Annotated in this window: 9 protein-coding genes; 4 read left to right on the top strand and 5 right to left on the bottom strand. The window is 68.4% G+C overall.

Going from position 1 to position 17,106, the window contains the following annotated elements; all coding sequences use genetic code 11:
* Nucleotides 1-373 precede the first annotated feature (373 nt).
* From ACODR1_RS06055 to ACODR1_RS06040, 4 genes are all read left to right on the top strand, one after another.
* Nucleotides 374-3,103 carry a TonB-dependent receptor gene (locus tag ACODR1_RS06055; protein ID WP_488879640.1) on the top strand — a complete coding sequence of 910 codons (2,730 nt, stop codon included), beginning with the start codon at nt 374-376 and terminating at the stop codon, nt 3,101-3,103.
* A 594-nt stretch (nt 3,104-3,697) separates the two neighbouring features.
* A complete protein-coding gene (locus tag ACODR1_RS06050; protein ID WP_488879639.1) occupies nt 3,698-5,347 on the top strand; it encodes a DUF5597 domain-containing protein in 1,650 nt (549 codons plus the stop codon).
* A gap of 144 nt (nt 5,348-5,491) precedes the next feature.
* Nucleotides 5,492-8,320 carry a TIM-barrel domain-containing protein gene (locus ACODR1_RS06045; RefSeq protein ID WP_488879638.1) on the top strand — a complete coding sequence of 943 codons (2,829 nt, stop codon included), beginning with the start codon at nt 5,492-5,494 and terminating at the stop codon, nt 8,318-8,320.
* Nucleotides 8,321-8,521: 201 nt separating this feature from the next.
* Entirely contained in the window at nt 8,522-9,505 is a 984-nt protein-coding gene (locus tag ACODR1_RS06040; RefSeq protein WP_488879637.1) for an isoaspartyl peptidase/L-asparaginase family protein, read from the top strand.
* A gap of 138 nt (nt 9,506-9,643) precedes the next feature.
* Here ACODR1_RS06040 and ACODR1_RS06035 read toward each other — a convergent pair whose 3' ends face one another.
* The 5 genes from ACODR1_RS06035 to ACODR1_RS06015 all read right to left on the bottom strand — a co-directional run bounded on the left by ACODR1_RS06035 (nt 9,644) and on the right by ACODR1_RS06015 (nt 17,104).
* Entirely contained in the window at nt 9,644-10,306 is a 663-nt protein-coding gene (locus ACODR1_RS06035) for a peptidoglycan DD-metalloendopeptidase family protein (protein ID WP_488879636.1), read from the bottom strand.
* Between the two features lie 177 nt (nt 10,307-10,483).
* Nucleotides 10,484-12,298, bottom strand: a complete 1,815-nt coding sequence (locus ACODR1_RS06030; RefSeq protein WP_488879635.1) for a response regulator — start codon at nt 12,296-12,298, stop codon at nt 10,484-10,486.
* Nucleotides 12,295-13,944 (bottom strand): response regulator, encoded by a 1,650-nt coding sequence (locus ACODR1_RS06025; RefSeq protein ID WP_488879634.1) that lies wholly within the window; start codon nt 13,942-13,944, stop codon nt 12,295-12,297. The genes ACODR1_RS06030 and ACODR1_RS06025 overlap by 4 nt, the downstream gene beginning before the upstream one ends.
* The gene (gene cheB, locus ACODR1_RS06020) at nt 13,941-15,014 is read right to left on the bottom strand and encodes a chemotaxis-specific protein-glutamate methyltransferase CheB (RefSeq protein ID WP_488879633.1); all 1,074 of its coding nucleotides are present in this window, start codon (nt 15,012-15,014) and stop codon (nt 13,941-13,943) included. Before cheB ends, ACODR1_RS06025 begins: the two co-directional genes overlap by 4 nt.
* Entirely contained in the window at nt 15,011-17,104 is a 2,094-nt protein-coding gene (locus ACODR1_RS06015; protein WP_488879632.1) for a hybrid sensor histidine kinase/response regulator, read from the bottom strand. Before ACODR1_RS06015 ends, cheB begins: the two co-directional genes overlap by 4 nt.
* Nucleotides 17,105-17,106: the final 2 nt, after the last annotated feature.

Below are 17,106 nucleotides of genomic sequence, written 5' to 3'. Positions count from 1 at the left end.
TCTGGTTGGCGTCGCGCCCTCGGCTGCGTCCGCCTGCGATCCCGTGGTTCATGGCCGTCCCTAAAACGTCGCCGACGGTCCAGCCGGCGGCGCAGCATTTATAATATAATATCGGCCCACGCAAACGCCGGCGGCTAGCCGCCAATACGGCCGAATGTTTCACGCGCCCCCGGGTAGGCTGTGGTTTGGGGGCCACTGTGTCGGGATTAATCACATTAATCCTTTGATCGCTTGCTTGCGAGTTACCGGTATCATATAGGTCGCTCCATCCCGCGCGGCAGCGAAAAGACAGCGCTGTCCCGTTTCGACCACAAGTTCAACAAACGTCCACTGCGCCTTGAGAGCGCTGGGGCGACGATCATGGGAGGGAAGCATGAGGCACCCCAATTTCACGCGCCGTGCGCAACTGGCCGGCGTTTCGGCCATCGTCATGGCCGCCTTCACCGCCGTACCGGCCTTCGCGCAAGAAGCGCCCGCCGACACGGCCCAGTCTGACACCGCTGTCGAAGAAGTCGTCGTCACCGGCGTGCGGGCCAGCCTGCGCTCGGCCCAGGCCATGAAGCGCGACGCCAGCCAGATCGTCGACTCGATCGTCGCCACCGACATCGGCAAGCTGCCCGACCGCAACGTCGCCGAGGCGCTGCAGCGCATCCCGGGCATCCAGATCGATCGCAACTACGGTGAAGGCGCCAACATCGCCATCCGCGGCCTGACCCAGGTCCGTACCGAGATCAACGGTCGTGACAGCTTCACCGCCGGCGAAGGCCGCGGCCTGAGCTTCGAGGACGTGCCTTCGGAAGTGCTGGCCGGCGTCGACGTCTACAAGAACCCGGCGGCCGACCTCATCGAAGGCGGCATCGGCGGTCTGGTGAACCTGCGCACCCGCATGCCGTTCGACTTCTCGGGTCGCAAGCTCTCGGCCAGCATCACTTCCAACACCTACGACTTCGTCGAGAAGACCAAGCCGTCGGCCTCGCTGCTGGTCAGCGACCGCTGGAACACGAGCATCGGCGAGATCGGCGTGCTGGCCAACATCGCCTATCAGAAGGGCGCGTTCCGCCAGGACACCATCTCGACCGAGCCGTTCTACACCCTGAAGCCGGGCGACGCGAACTACGTCAACTACCCCGGCTACGAGGGCAAGACCGTCACCGTGCCGCACGGCGCGGGCGTCAACACCACCCTGGGCGACCGTACCCGCAAGGGCGGGGTGCTGGGCCTGCAATGGCGTCCGAACGACCGCACCGAGATCTACGGCCAGGTCGTGCACTCGGACTACAAGTTCGAATGGCAGGACTATTCGGTGTTCGCCTACACCGGCTCGAACTCGATCCTTCCGGTCGCCGGCAGCACCTTCAAGTTCGATGAGAACGGTGAGTTCATCAGCGGTTCGTTCGCCAATGTGCCGTACGACTCCAACACCAGCTTCACCCAGCGCCACTCGGTCACCACCGACTACTCGATCGGCGGCAAGTGGGACGCGACCGACGACCTGACGCTCAGCACCGACTTCCAGTACGTCCGCGCGATCACCGACTCGGTGCGCTCGATCGTCAACGTCGGCGCCACGATCCCGGTGTTCAACCACGACATCTCGGGCGACATCCCGGTGATCACCACCGGCCCGTCCGGCTATGCCAGCAACCCGTCGAACTTCAACCTGGGCTACTATCTCGACCACATCGACAAGTCGGTGGGCACCGAGAAGGCCTGGCGCGCCGACGCAGAATACAAGCCGGCCGACGCGGGCATTCTGCGCTCGATCAAGGTCGGCATGCGCTACACCGACCGCGAGGCGGTGACCCGCTCGAGCACCTATCGCTTCGTGGGCTTCTTCAGCCCGCTGTCGAACTACCCGAACCTCTACGAGGTCAACCAGTTCGACAACTTCTTCCGTGACAAGGTCGACTCCTTCGGTCCCACGGTGGCGTTCAAGCGCTCGATCGCGCTGGACTACCGCGCCACGCTCAACGCCCTGGGCTTGTCGGAAGGCGTGGGCTACGGCCCGGCCGACACCAACACTCAAGGAGAGAAGACCTACGCCATGTACGGCGTGGCGCGCTTCGGCTTCGACGCCGGCCAGTTCCCGGTCGACGGCAATGTCGGCCTGCGCGTGGTCCGCACCAACGTGACCTCGTCGGGCTTCGAAGGCATCACGCCGATCGTCAACTACGGTCAGGTCGGCGAGACTTCGGGCACGACCATCTATTCGCCGGTCGAGGTCGCCCAGTCCTACACCAAGGCGCTGCCGAGCCTGAACCTGCGGATCCACCTGCAGGAAGACCTGCAACTGCGCCTGGCTGCCTCGAAGGGCCTGTCGCGTCCGACCTTCAACCAGCTGAACGCCAACGCCAACATCGGCCAGCCCGGCAGCACCCAGCAGGGCCGCAACTCGGTGACCTTCGGCAACCCGAACCTGCGTCCGCTCGAGGCCGACCAGTTCGACGCCTCGCTGGAGTGGTACTTCAACAAGACGGGCATGCTGTACGCTGCGGCCTTCTACAAGAAGGTCGACGGCTTCATCTACAACGTCACCCGCAGCGACGTGCCGATCGTCTTCCCGGACGGTCGCACCGCCCTGTTCGACATCACGCGTCCGGAAAACGGCGACGACGGCAAGATCAAGGGCTTCGAAGTCGGCTACAACCAGTTCTTCGACTTCCTGCCGGGCCTGTGGTCGGGCCTGGGCGTCCAGGCCAACTACACCTATGTCGACAGCTCGGCGCCGAACCCCACGGCGCGCGACACCTCGGGCGTGGACCTGCCGAACGTGCCGCTCGAAGGGCTGTCCAAGCACAGCTACAACGTGGTCGGCATCTACGAGAAGGGTCCGATCTCGTTCCGCCTGGCCTACAACTGGCGTGACGACTTCGTTCGCACCACCTCGGGCAACGGCACGGGCAACCTGCCGGTCTACAGCAAGGCCTTCGGCCAGCTGGACGCCTCGGCGACCTACGACATCAACGACCACATGGCCTTCACCATCGAAGGCGTGAACCTGACGGACACCCAGCGCGACACCTTCTTCGGCAAGGAAACGCGTCCGCGCGACAGCATCCTGGTCGATCGTCGCGTCTCGGCGACCCTGCGCGTCGACTTCTGATCCGGCGGCGCCCGCTCTTTCCTTCGGGGGAGGGCGGGCCTGTCACCGCGAGGTTCCTCCCCGAACTCGCGCCTTCCTGCAGCCGCGGACCGCCTTGGCGATCCGCGGTTTTTTCTTGCTTGGAATGGCCTCGAGGCGAACAAAAAGGGTTGCCTCTTCATTTGTATGATTATACGTATCGTTCCATCGGCGGAGGGCGATCTCGGATCGCTTTTCGTCCTGGTGACCTTCGGTCGTCAGCGCATCGCGCGAACTCTCCTCCCCGAGACCGCGCGTTTCTTTTCCCGCGCATCGCTCCTGCGGCGATGCGCGGATTTTTTTGTCTTTTGTCTCATCGTTACAAAGAGTTGCTCGGTGCGCCGCCCCTTCCGGAGCAGGCGAAAACCGGTTGCAATCGCGGCCGCCTCCGTTAATTGTCGTATTTATAAGAATGGTAGCGGTAACGAGTGGGCGGGGCTGAAGTCTCTCGCGCGACCGCCGGAACGGGAGGAGGCGAGGGGATGTCCATCCCGATTGACAGCGCTTACTTTCCGCCGCGGGCGACCGACGCAGGCATAGGTTCCAGACCGGCTCGCCAGCATGGAGGTTCCCCGCGTGACGTTTTCCCGCAAGCCCAAGTGGGGCAAGCACGGCCTTGCCGCCGTCGGCGCTATCCTCAGCCTGGCCGTCGCTGCGCCGTCGTTCGCGCAAGGCCCGCTGCCCAAGCTGGTGACCAAGGACGGCAAGCATGCCCTGCTGGTCGACGGCAAGCCGTTCCTGATGCTGGGCGTCCAGGCCAACAACGCCGCCAACTATCCCTCGCAGATGCCCAAGGTCTGGCCGGCCGTGAAGGCCCTGCACGCCAACACCCTGGAGATCCCGATCGCCTGGGAGCAGATCGAACCGGTCGAGGGCAAGTTCGACTTCTCCTATCTCGACCTGCTGCTCAAGCAGGCGCGCGAGAACGACACCAAGCTGGTCATCCTGTGGTTCGCCACCTGGAAGAATAACGGCCCGCAGTACGCCCCCGAGTGGGTCAAGCTCGACAACAAGCGCTTCCCGCGCCTGGTCAATGGCAAGGGCGAGGTCAAGAACTCGCTGTCGCCGCACTTCCGCGCGACGCTCGAGGCCGACAAGAAGGCCTTCGTCGAGCTGATGCGCTTCATCAAGGCCAATGATCCGGACCACACCGTGATCATGGTCCAGCCCGAGAACGAGGTCGGGGCCTACAGCGCCATCCGCGACTTCTCGCCGACCGCCCAGAAGATCTTCGACGGCCCCGTGCCCAAGGATCTGGTCAAGGCGATGAACAAGAAGCCGGGGACCTGGAAGGAAGTGTTCGGCAAGGACGCCGACGAGTTCTTCTACGCCTGGTCGATCGGCCGCTACGTCGACGAGATCGCCGCCGCCGGCAAGCAGGTGCTGCCGCTGCCGATGTACGTCAACGCCGCCCTGCGCGACCCCTTCAACGACCAGGACCCGTTCACCTATTCGTCGGGCGGCCCGACCTGGAACGTGCTCGATGTCTGGAAGGCCGCCGCGCCGTCGATCGACGCCCTGGCCCCCGACATCTACATGCGCGAGAGCGAGAAGGTCCGGAAGACGCTGGAGCAGTACGGCCGTCCCGACAACGCCCTGTTCGTGCCCGAGATCGGCAGCGACAAGGCCTATGCCCGCTACATCTACGACGTGCTGGGTCACCAGGGCATCGGCTTCGCCCCGTTCGGCCTCGATTTCACCGGCTATTCCAACTACCCGCTGGGCGCCAAGACGGTCGACGCCAAGACGCTGGAGAACTTCGCCGTCCACTACCGCCTGCTGTCGCCGATGGCGCGCGAGTGGGCCCGCCTGTCCTACGAGGGCAAGGTCTGGGGCGTGGGCGAGCAGGAGGGCGGCAAGCCCGAGACCCTCGACCTGGGCGGCCGCTGGAACGTGCGCGTCACCTACGGCGAATGGCAGTTCGGCTCGATCGAGGCCCCATGGATGGCCAAGGCCGAGAAGCAGCCCGACCGCGAGGTCCCCGACGCCGGCGCCTTGATCGCCCAGCTGTCGCCCGACGAGTTCCTGATCACCGGCTATCGCGCTCGCCTGACCTTCGGTTCGGCCAAGGGCGAGCGGTTCATGGTCTCGCGGGTCGAGGAAGGCCACTTCGACGACAAGGGCCAGTGGGTGTTCGACCGCGTGTGGAACGGCGACCAGGTCGATTACGGCCTGAACCTGACCACCTTGCCCCAGATCCTGAAGGTGAAGCTGGCGACCTACTAGGTCGGTGCGTGATCCTCGTCCTTCGACAAGCTCAGGATGAGGATCATTGCCGACCCCGAGCCTACCCGAACCCTCATCCTGAGCCTGTCGAAGGATGAGGGTTTCGCCCCAGATAAAAGAACGAGAACAGGGAAGAACGAAGACATGCGCAGCCTCTATGCGGGCCTGGCCCTCTCCCTGCTGGCTTCGACCAGCGCCTTCGCCCTCGACGGCGGCTTCGAGAAGACCGCCGACGGCGTGGTCGTGACCCCCGCCTCGGGCCCGGCCAAGAAGGTTCGCCTGCAGGTGATGGGTGAGCGCATCATCCACGTCACCGCTTCTCCCACCGATACCTTCGACAACCCGCCCAGCCTGATGGTCACGGCCAAGCCGGTCACCAGCGGCTTCACCGTCGACGAGAAGGGCGGAGTGCTGACGCTGAAGACCGCCAGGGCGACCGCGCAGGTCTCGCTGAAGGACGGCACGGTCGACTTCCTGGACGCCGCCGGCCGCAAGGTGCTGGCCGAGCGCGACCGCGGCGCGTTCACGCCGGTGAAGGTCGAGGGACAAGACTTCTATAGCGTCCGCCAGCAGTTCAATCCGGGCACGGACGAGGCCTTCTACGGCCTGGGCCAGCACCAGAACGGCCAGATGAACTACAATGGCCGCGACGTGGAGCTGCTGCAATACAACCGCGCCATCGCCGTGCCGATGCTGCTGTCGTCCAAGGGCTATGGCCTGCTCTGGGACAACAACTCGATCACCCGCTTCGGCAATCCGGTCCCTTATGACGTCGCCTCGCGCGACCTGAAGGTCTTCGACGCCGACGGCAAGGCGGGCGGCTTCACTGCGAAATACTACCAGAACGGCCAGCTGAAGGTGACGCGGGTCGAGAAGGACATCGACTACCGCTTCCTGAAGGACCTGCCGAACTGGCCGAGCGAGCTGCAGGACGCCGCCAAGAAGAACCTGCCGGGCCAGACCGTGACCTGGGAAGGCTTCGTCCAGACCGACAAGGCCGGCGAGCACAACTTCAAGCTCTATTCCAGCGGCTACGCCAAGGTGTGGCTGGACGGCCAGCTGGTCATCGACCGCTGGCGGCAGAACTGGAACCCCTGGTATCACAACTTCGACGCCAAGCTGACGCCGGGCAAGAAGCACAAGGTGCGCGTCGAGTGGACGCCCGACGACGGCTATATCGGCCTTCTGCACAACGACCCGATGCCGGCGCTCGACCGCCATTCGCTGCAGCTGACCTCGGACGTCGGCAAGGCCATCGACTACTACTACATCGGCGGCGAGGACCTGGATCAGGTGGTCTCGGGCTATCGCGACCTGACCGGTTCGGCGGTGATGATGCCGCGCTGGGCCTACGGCTTCTGGCAGTCGCGCCAGCGCTACGAGACCCAGGACCAGATCGTCGGCGTGGTGAAGGAGTACCGCAGGCGCGGCCTGCCGCTCGACAACATCGTCATGGACTGGCGCTACTGGAAAGATCCCGAGTGGGGCACGCACAAGTTCGACGAAACGCGCTTCCCCAGCCCGCAGAAGATGGTCGACGACATCCACGGGATGAACGCCCACTTCATGATCTCGATCTGGCCGAAGTTCTATCCGACCACGGACAACTTCAAGGAGCTCGATGCGGCTGGTCACATGTATCACCGCAATATCGAGCAGGGCGCGCTTGACTGGGTCGGTCCCGGCTACCTGAACTCGTTCTATGATCCCTATTCGCAGGAAGCCCGCGACATCTACTGGAAACAGGTCAAGCGCGACCTGAAGGTCTATGGCGTCGACGCCTGGTGGATGGACGCCTCCGAGCCCGACCTGCACTCCAACGTCGACGTGCCCGAGCGCACCCTGCGCATGAGCCCCACGGCGCTCGGCCCGGGCGCGGAATACTTCAACAGCTACGCGCTGGAGCACACCCGCGGCGTCTATGAAGGCGAGATCAAGGACAGCCCCGACGTCCGCCCGTTCATCCTGACCCGTTCGGGCTTTGGCGGCTTGCAGCGCAACGCCTCGGCGGTGTGGAGCGGCGACGTGGTGGCCCGCTGGGACGACTTCCGCGACCAGATCTCGGCCGGCGTGAACCTGTCGATGTCGGGCATCCCCAACTGGACCACCGACATCGGCGGCTTCTCGGTCGAGAAGCGCTACGAGACCAAGGACCCCGCCCACTGGGCCGAGTGGCAGGAGCTGAACCTGCGCTGGTTCCAGTTCGGCGCCTTCAGCCCGCTGTTCCGCAGCCACGGCGAGCTGCCATTCCGCGAGATCTACGAACTCGCCGACGAGGGCAGCGAGGTCTACAAGTCGCTGGCCTGGTACGACGAGCTTCGCTACCGGCTGATGCCCTACGTCTACACCCTGGCGGCCGACACCTATCATCGCGACGGCAGCATGATGCGCGGCCTGGTGATGGACTATCCGAACGACGCCAAGGCCCGGAACGTCGACGATCAGTACCTGTTCGGCCAGGACTTCCTGGTCGCCCCGGTCACCGCCTTCAAGGCCCGCTCGCGCGGCGTCTACCTGCCGGCCGGGACTTGGTACGACTTCGAGACCGGCAAGGCCTTCAAGGGCGGCCAGACGGTCAAGGCCGACGCGCCGTTGACCCGCATGCCGCTGTTCGTCAAGGCCGGCGCCATCGTGCCGACCACGGTCGTCCAACAGTATGTCGGCGAGAAGCCCGACGCGCCGATCACCCTGCTGATCTTCACCGGCAAGGACGGCAAGTACGAACTGTATGAAGACGATGGCCTGTCCAACGGCTACGCCCGCGGCGCCTGGGCCCGCACGCCGATCTCCTATGACGATGCGACCGGCCGGGTGACCATCGGCGCCCGCTCGGGCAGCTTCAAGGGTCTGGTCGAAAAGCGCACCTTCAAGGTCCGCTTCATCGGCAAAGGCGGGAGGCCGAGCGACTTCGACGCCGCCGCCGACCTGACGGTGGAGTACGACGGCCAGCCGGTGGTGCTGACCCGGAAGTAAGGAGCGCAAGTTCCTCGCCCTTCGACAGGCTCAGGGTGAGGAACTTGAATGCACGAGCCTTGCCTTGGTCCTCACCCTGAGCGCGTCGAAGGACGAGGACCACGCACAGTTGATAAGCCCCGGCGCCGCAAGCGCCGGGGCTTTGCTTTGCGGGAAAGGGCGGTCCACCTTGGCGGCGACGAATCCGAAGAGGGCTGCTCCATGTCCAAGTTCATCGCCGCCGCCGCGCTCGCGGCCTCGCTGACCGCCGTTCCGGCCTTTGCCGGCGACTGGTCGCTGGCCATCCACGGCGGGGCAGGGGTGATCAACCGCGGCAGCTTGACGCCTGAGAAGGACGCGGCCTATCGCGCCGGCCTCGACGCGGCGCTGAAGGCCGGCTCGGCGGTGCTCGACAAGGGCGGCTCCAGCCTCGACGCCGTCGAGGCGGCGGTGAAGGTGCTGGAGGACAACCCGCTGTTCAACGCCGGCCGCGGCGCGGTCTTCACCGCCGAAGGCAAGAACGAGCTGGACGCCTCGATCATGGACGGCGCTACCCTGAAGGCCGGCGCGGTGGCGGGCGTGACCCGTACGAAGCACCCGATCAGCCTGGCCCGGACGGTGATGGAAAAGTCGCCGCACGTGATGCTGGCCCGCGAGGGCGCCGACAAGTTCTCTGTCGAGCAGGGGCTGGAGCAGGTCGATCCCAGCTACTTCCGCACCGAGGAGCGCTGGAAACAGCTGGAGGCCTGGCGCGCCAAGCAGAAGGCGGCGCTGGATCCCACCCACCTCTACGGCACGGTCGGCGCCGTGGCGATCGACGCCAAGGGCCACCTGGCGGCCGCCACCTCGACCGGCGGCATGGTCGGCAAGAAGTGGGGCCGGATCGGGGATTCGCCGATCATCGGCGCGGGGACCTACGCCCAGGACGGCGTCTGCGCGGTCTCGGCCACGGGCTCTGGCGAATACTTCATCCGCACCAGCGCCGCCCACCAGGTCTGCGCCCGCATCGCCTGGAAGGGCGAGGACCTGAAAACCGCCGGCGACGCCACGATCAAGGCCATCGGCGATATCGGCGGCGACGGCGGCATGATCACCATGGACGCCAGGGGCGAGGTCGCCTTCCCGATGAACAGCTCGGGCATGTACCGGGGCTGGGCCACGGCGAAGGGGCGGGGCACGGCGATCTACGCGGACGAGGGGAAGTAAGAGGGCGCTCGTTTCTTCCGTAAAATCCCCGCGAAAGCGGGGACCCAGGCTTTTTCTGAAGCCCTCGGCGCTCGACGGTAAAACACCTGGGCCCCCGCTTTCGCGGGGGTTTTACGGTTTAAAAGTCCGACGGAGCGCTTACGCCGCCGCCACCAGCTTCGGCTGGATCAGCGCCGCGGCGTTGATCCGCCGGCCGCCGGGCTTGATGACCTCCAGGTGCACGTGGTCGGTGATGCCGGGATAGTGCTTCTGCAGGCTGGCGACCTTGCCGATCACCTGGCCCAGGCGGATGGTCTGGCCGACCTCGACGTCGGGGTCGACGTAGAAGGCGCGGGCCACGTAGCCGAGGGCCGGGTTGGTGATCTCGACGAAGCGCAGGTCCGGTGCGTCGGCGTAGGCATAGCCGATCTTGGTGACATAGCCCGACATCGGGGCCTTGGCGGCCTGGCCGGCGGCGGCGACATAGTCGACGCCCTCGTGCTTGCGCGAGCCGCCGTCGCGGCGGGCGCCGAACGCGCCGTCGCCGAAGTCGTCATGTTCGCGCGGGGCTGCGCCCGTGGGATTGGCGAAGTCGGGCGCGCCGTCGCCGTCGACATCTGCGCCCTTCCAGACGGTCTCCATGCGCACGGGCTGGGGCGGCGCCTCGTCCAGCCTGTTCAGCAGGGCCTGCACCGCCGGCCGAGCCGCCCGGTTCGCGTGCGGGTTTTCCATCGCCAGACCCGCCATCGGCGCGAAGAGCACCGTCAGACCCAGGGCGATCCGCGCCTGGGGAGGAAGCTTCTTCAGCGCCGGAAAATGCATGTCGCCATCCTATGGATCGTTTCGCGTCGTGGGGCGTTCAGCGCGCCACGGGGCGTCGTTAACCATTCAGATAAGGCGATGAAAAGGCAGGATTGCTGCGTCAGGACGACGCGCATGTGCTTGGCTATGCTCAAGCTGAACGTCTGAGATTCAATCGAACATTGTTCGAATGTCGACTTACGCGCCGGCCAGGACTGAGCGGATGCGGTCGGCCAGTTCCCTGTTCTCGAAGGGCTTGCGCACCATCGACAGGTCGGTCCGATCGGGCGTCACGTCGGCGTGGCCGGTGACCAGGATCACCCGGATTCCCGGCGACAGGTCCTCGGCCGCGCGGGCCAGTTCCAGGCCGGTCATGCCGGGCATGGCGAAGTCGGCGATCATCAGGTCGGGGCCGGCCTCGCGCACCTTGCGCAGAGCCTGCTCGCCGTCCTCGGCCTCGATCACCCGGTGGCCGAGGTCGCGGACCATGGCCACGGTCACCGCCCGCACGGTCGGATCGTCGTCGACCACCAGCACGGTGCGCGACGGCTGTCTGTCCAGGGCGGTCTCGGCCGGCGCGCAGTCCTCGCCTGGGCCGCAGTCGCCCGAGCCGCGCGGCAGGTAGAGGTTCACCGCCGTGCCTTCGCCAGGCTGGCTCTCGATGTCGATCGCCCCGCCCGAACGCTGGGCGAAGCCGTAGACCATGGAGAGGCCCAGACCCGTGCCCTTGCCCACCGGCTTGGTGGTGAAGAACGGCTCGAAGATCCGGGCCATCAGTTCGGGGCTGATGCCCTCGCCGGTGTCGCGCACGGTGACCAGCACGTAGTCGCCGTCGGGCAGGTCGTGGCGAGCGGTCGGGCCGGCCATGGCGAAGTTGCGGGCGCTGATCGAGATCACCCCGCCGCCAGGCATGGCGTCGCGGGCGTTGACCGACAGGTTCAGCACGGCCAGTTCCAGCTGGTCGGGTTCGACATGCGCCGACCACAGGTCGGCCGGCAGGTCCCAGGCTATGCGCATCGCGCCGCCCAGGGTGCGAACCAGGATCGCGTCCATGCCCATCAGCGTGTCGGCCACGTCGACCACCTTGGGCTGGCTCTCCTGCTGGCGGCTGAAGCCCAGCAGGCGGTGGGTCAGGGCCGCGCCCTTGCGGGCCGCCAGGCTGGCGTTGTCGAGATAGCGCCGCACCTTCTCGGCGTCGGGCAGGCGACGGCCGGCCAGTTCCAGGCTGCCCAGGATCGCGGTCAGCAGGTTGTTGAAGTCGTGCGCCACGCCGCCGGCCAGGGTGCCCAGGGCTTGCAGCTTGTCGGCCTGGCGCAGGCGGATCTCGGCCATCTTCTGGTCGGTGACGTCGCGCTCGATGACCAGCAGGTGGCCGGCCTCGTCGCGCAGCGGCACGTACTGGCGCTCGGTCCAGACCGGGCCGGCCAGGGTGGCTTCTTCGGTCACCACCTGCACCGGCTGGCCGGCGGCCAGGGCCTCGGCCGCCTGCGGGGCGTCGGCGAAGGGATGCTCTTCGGCGGCGTTGGTGCGCACGACCCGGCCTTGCGCGTCCTTGAAGGCGATGACGGCCGGTATGCTGTGCATCAGGCCGCGCAGCAGGGCCTGCTCGGTGCGCAGTGCGCGGCGCAGGCGGGTGCGCTCGACGCCTGCAGCCACTGCCGCGCGCAGGGCCTCGGGCTCCCAGGGCTTGGCGACATAGCCGCTGACGCCGCCCAGGTTCAGGGCCGCGACCACGGCCGACAGGTCGGCGTAGCCGGTCAGCAGGATGGAGTCGGCGTCGCTGATCGAGCGGGCGGCGGCCAGGAACTGGTCGCCGGTCAGGCCGGGCATCCGCTGGTCTGACAGGATCAGGGCGATCGTCGGCTCCTGGGCGAGGATGTCGAGGGCCTTGCCCGGCGCGTTGCTGGTCAGCACGCGGTAGCGGTCTTCCAACAGGTCTTCCAGGGCGACCAGGATGTCGGGCTCGTCGTCGACCACGAGGATCGTCGGGCGTTCTCCCCCCGAGGCGCTCATCGGCCTTCTCCGTCGTTGGCAGGTGGCGGAATGGTGATGGTGAAGCGCGCGCCGCCCAGGTCGCCCTGGTCGATGGCGATCGCGCCGCCGTGGGCGCGCACCACGTTGTAGGCGATGGCCAGGCCAAGGCCCGTGCCGGCTCCTACGGGCTTGGTCGTGAAGAACGGTTCGAAGATGCGGTCGCGCAGGTCGGCCGGCACGCCGGGGCCTGAGTCCTCGATCACGATAACGAAGTCGCCGCCCTCGTCGCGCGTGGTGACGGCGATGACGCCCTGGCCGCCGTTGGGCCCCTCCAGCGCGTCGGCGGCGTTGCCGACGATGTTCATCACCACCTGGTTCAGCAGGGCGGGCGAGCCCTCCAGGGTGTTGCGGGCGGCGTAGGCGCGGCGCACCTCGATGCCGTCGCCCAGCTTGTGGGTCAGCAGGGCCAGCACGGTCTCGATGGAGTCGGCGGCGTCCAGCACGTGGCGGTCGCCCTCGTCCAGGCGCGAGAACTTGCGCAGGTTCAGGACGAGATCCTGGATGCGCTTCATGCCCACCCGCATCGAGGCCAGGCGCGCCCTGGCCTTGTCGAGGCCGGGGGAGGGGGTCTCGTCGGCGGCCGCGGCGACCAGGCGCTCGACGGTGTCCTGGTGGCCCAGCAGGAAGGCCAGCGGGTTGTTGATCTCGTGGGCGATGCCGGCCACCAGTTCGCCCAGCGAGGCCATCTTGGCGGCCTGGACCAACTGCCCCTGGGCGTCCTTCAACTGGCGGTTGGCGCTGGCCAGGTCGTCGGCGACGGCGGCGCGGGCCTCGGCCCGGGCCAGCGCCAGTTCCTGGGCGCGGGCCTGGCCGGCGCTGCGGCGGGCCTCGTCGGCCATCAGCTTGCGACGCAACTGGGCGCGGACCCGGGCGCGGACCACCTCGTCGTTGGCCGAGGCGGGCACCACGTCGTCGGCCCCGGCCTCCAGGGCGTCGGTCAGCAGGTCGCGGTCGGTCTCCTCGCCGCCGAAGGCCAGGAGCTGGAACGGCGCGGGCAGGCGCGCGCGGCGGGCGTCCAGGGCGGCCAGCAGCGCCAGGTCGTCGCGATCGCCGCCCCGCACGCCGACCACCACGCCGTCGAGCTCGCCGTCGAGGGCGGCGGCGTCGGGATCCAGCCGCTCCAGCGTCGCCACCTCGTAGCCGTCGTGCTCCAGCAGGTGACCCAGGCGCAGGCGCAGCGTGGCGCTGGGATGGGTCACCAGCACCCGGGCGCGGCGGAAGGGTTCGGAGGCCTTGGGGGCGGCGGTCTCGGCGCGGGCCCGGCGCAGCAGCGCCTTCAGCCGCACGATCACCACCTTGGGGTCGGCCGACTTGGCGACATAGGCGTCGGCGCCGCTTTCCAGGCCCTGGCGCTCCAGGTCGCTTTCGCGGGCGCCGGTCAGCATCAGCACCGGCAGAGCGCGGGTGCGGCCGTTGAGGCGGATCTGCCGCGACAGCTCCCGGCCGTCCATGCCCGGCAGGTGGAAGTCGGCGACGATCAGGTCGGGCAGGTGGGCGTTCAGGTGTTCCAGCGCCGCCTCGCCGCTGGTCGCGCACGACACCGAAAAGCCTTCGGCCTCCAAAAGGCCACGCAGGCGCAGGGCCTGGGTTTCGGAATCCTCGACGACCAGGACGGAAGCGGTCATGCGTCCTCCCGGCGCTTGGCCAACTGGGCGATGCGCGGGCCGATCAGGTCGAGGCTCAGCACCGCGCGGGCCGCGCCCAGCTTCACGGCGGCGGCGGGCATGCCGTAGACCACGGCGCTGCTCTCGTGCTCGGCGATCGTGAAGCCGCCGGCGGCGCGCAGTTCGGAGAGACCCTTGGCGCCGTCCTCGCCCATGCCGGTCAGCAAGGCCGCCACCGTGCGCGAGCCGACCGACCGGGCCAGCGACTGAAAGAGCACCGTCGCCGACGGTCGCTGGCCGCTGACGGGCGCGGCGCCCGACAGCCGCAGCACGCCGCCGGGCGTCAGGGTCAGGTGGCGGTCGCCGGGAGCGACATAGGCGCGGCCGGGCAGGGCCAGCTCGCCGTCCCTGGCGACGGCGATGCGGATCGGCGACAGCCCATCCAGCCAGCCGGCGAAACCTTCCATGAAGGCCGCGCCCATGTGCTGGACGATCAGGATCGGGGCGGGGAAGTCGGCCGGCAGGGCGTCGAGCACCCGGGCCAGGGCCGGCGGACCGCCGGTCGAGGCGGCCAGGGCCAGGTAGCCCAGGTCCTGGAAGTCGGCGGCCGTGGCGATGGGCGCGGCCTCGCGCGGGGCTCGCGCTCCGCCGCCGATGGCCCGCCTGCGGATCACCGGCACGCTGCTCATGATGAACAGCTGGGTGCAGATGGTGTCGGCCAGCCGCTCGTAGCCGTCGGTAGCCAGGCCCACGGGCTTCTCCACCACCGTCAGGGCGCCGGCCCGCAGGGCGTTCATCGAGATCTTCAGCGAGGCGTCCTCGACCGCGTCGGCGATGACGACGATCGGGGTCGGATGATCCGACATGATCCGCGCGGTGGCCTCCAGCCCGTCCATGCCGGGCAGGCGGATGTCCATCGAGATCACGTCGGGCCTGACGCTGGCGATGCAGGCCAGAGCCTCCTCGGCCGAGGCGACGGCGGCGGCGACGGTCAGGCGCGGGTCGCGCTCGACGATGTGGGTCAGGAGGACCCGCACCACCATCGAGTCCTCGACGATCATCACCCGCACGGGCTTGCCCGAGGCCTTCACAGCAGTTGCCCGATCGCCGCCAGCAGCTCGCGCTGGTCGAACTTCTGCTTGGTGATGTAGGCCTCGGCGCCCAGATCGAGGCCGCGGCGCACGTCGGCGGCGTCGGCGCGCGAGGTCATCAGGATCACCGGCGTGGCGGCCAGGGCCGCGTCGGCCTTGACCGCCTGCAGCAGCGAGAAGCCGTCCATGCGCGGCATCTCGATGTCGGCCACGACCAGGTCGATCATCGCCTGGCCCGAACGCAGCAGGTTCAGGGCGTCCAGTCCGTCGACGGCCAGCAGCACGCGATAGCCCTGGGCCTCCAGTATGCTCTTTTCCAGCGTCCGGGTGGTGATGGAGTCGTCGACCACCAGGATTGTCCGGGTCGTCTCGTCGGCGTCCTCGGCCTCTTCGGCAAAGCCCAGGCCGCTCGCGGCCAGCTGGCGCTGGTCGCGCAGCCAGCGGCGCACAAGGGCGTCGGGATCGAGCGCCAGGGCCGGCGCCTGGTCGTCCAGCTGCACGGCGCCGGCGATCAGGTCGGCGTCGAGGTCGTCGGCGTCCAGGTCCTCGACCAGGGCTGAGCGCACGTCGCAAAGGGCGTCGACGGCCAGGGCCACATGGCGACGGCCGTGGCTGAGCAGAACGGCCGACACGGCGCCGGCGTGGACGGGAACCTCGGCGGCGACGCCGGACAGGAGAGCGGAAAGCGGGACCATTGGGACGATAACGTCGTCCCCGTCGATCGCGATCCGTGCGGCCGGGTGTCCTTCCACCGTTTCCAGCCTGGTGGCGTCCAGGCGCAACAGTCGGCGCACGCCCAGCGAGGGCAGGGCGGCCTGGCGGCCCTGGATGTCGACGAACAGCAGCGACTGCCGCGCGGCCGACAGCGGGGTCGACAGCGCCACCCGCGCGCCCCAGGGGCGACCGGCGGTCAGGCGCAGCTCGCCGCGCAGCTTGCGCACGGCCTCGGCGACGACGGACAGGCCCATGCCGCGGCCGGCCAGCTTGTCGACGCCCTGGGCGGTGGAGACGCCGGGCGCGAAGGCGTGGGCCAGAAGCTCCTCGGGCGTCGGGGCGGGCGCGCCCTCGGGGCGGGGCGGCATCAACCCCTTCTCGACGGCGGCGGCCTCCAGCCGGGCGAGGTCGGGACCGGGACCGTCGTCGGCGATGTCGATGCGTAGCCGGCCAGAAGCGGCCGATACGGCCATGACCACGGTCAGGCGCTCGGGCTTGCCGGCGGCCGCGCGGGCCTGCGGCGTCTCGCGACCGTGGCTGACGGCGTTGCGCAGCAGGTGCATCACCGGGTCCTTCAGCGCTTGCAGCACCCGGCGGTCGGCGCGGGTGTCCAGGCCCGTGACGCGCACGTCGACCGGCACACCGGCCTCGCGGGCGATGTCGCGGACCATGGTGGCGAAGCCGCCGAACACGGTTTCGGCCGGGGCCTGACTTATCTCCTCGACCCGGCCGCGCAGGTCCGACAGGCCCTGGTCCAGCGCCCAGCCGGCCCGCACCCGGCGCACCGACAGTTCGTTGAGGGCGCGCGACAGATCCTTCAGGCCCTGCTCGACCTCGCGCGCCCGGACCGCCGCGCCGCCGCGCGTGTCGCGCCAGCGGCGTTCCAGCTTGCGGGCGTCGGCGGCGAGGCGGCGCAGATCCTCGTCGATGGCGCCGTGGTCGAGCACGTCGCCCGACAGCGTCTGCATGGCGCGCGACAGGCCCGATACCGCCTCGACGTCGATGCGGACGTATTCCACGGTTTCGTCGGCGGCCGGTGCGGCAGTCGCGGCCGGTTTGGGCGCGGGCGGGGCGTAGGCGGCGCCGGCGGCGTCCTCCACAGCGTCGAGCAGGCCCTCAAGCGCCGCCGTTGTCTCGGCGTCGAGCGTCCGCTGGCCGTCCATCAGTTCGGCGCACAGGCTTTCCAGTGCGTGGGCGTGCTCCTCGACGGCGGGCAGGTCGACCGCCCGCGCGGCGCCCTTCAGGCTGTGGGCCCGGCGGAAGATCTCGCGCGTGTCGGCCTCGCCGCCGGCCGCTATGGCCTGGCGGATCGCCTGGAGGTGCTCGCGGTGCTCGAGGTCGAACGCCGCCAGAAGCTGTCGCCGGATGTCGGGCACGT

The organism is Caulobacter sp. FG7 (assembly GCF_057808875.1).
This window is presented reverse-complemented; position numbering and strand designations above follow the sequence as displayed.

Bases quoted from the DNA above. Each gene is read 5' to 3' on its own strand.
- ACODR1_RS06055 (WP_488879640.1), top strand. From the start codon at position 374: ATGAGGCACCCCAATTTCACGCGCCGTGCGCAACTGGCCGGCGTTTCG.
- ACODR1_RS06045 (WP_488879638.1), top strand. From the start codon at position 5,492: ATGCGCAGCCTCTATGCGGGCCTGGCCCTCTCCCTGCTGGCTTCGACC.
- ACODR1_RS06040 (WP_488879637.1), top strand. From the start codon at position 8,522: ATGTCCAAGTTCATCGCCGCCGCCGCGCTCGCGGCCTCGCTGACCGCC.
- ACODR1_RS06035 (WP_488879636.1), bottom strand. From the start codon at position 10,306: ATGCATTTTCCGGCGCTGAAGAAGCTTCCTCCCCAGGCGCGGATCGCC.
- ACODR1_RS06030 (WP_488879635.1), bottom strand. From the start codon at position 12,298: ATGAGCGCCTCGGGGGGAGAACGCCCGACGATCCTCGTGGTCGACGAC.
- ACODR1_RS06025 (WP_488879634.1), bottom strand. From the start codon at position 13,944: ATGACCGCTTCCGTCCTGGTCGTCGAGGATTCCGAAACCCAGGCCCTG.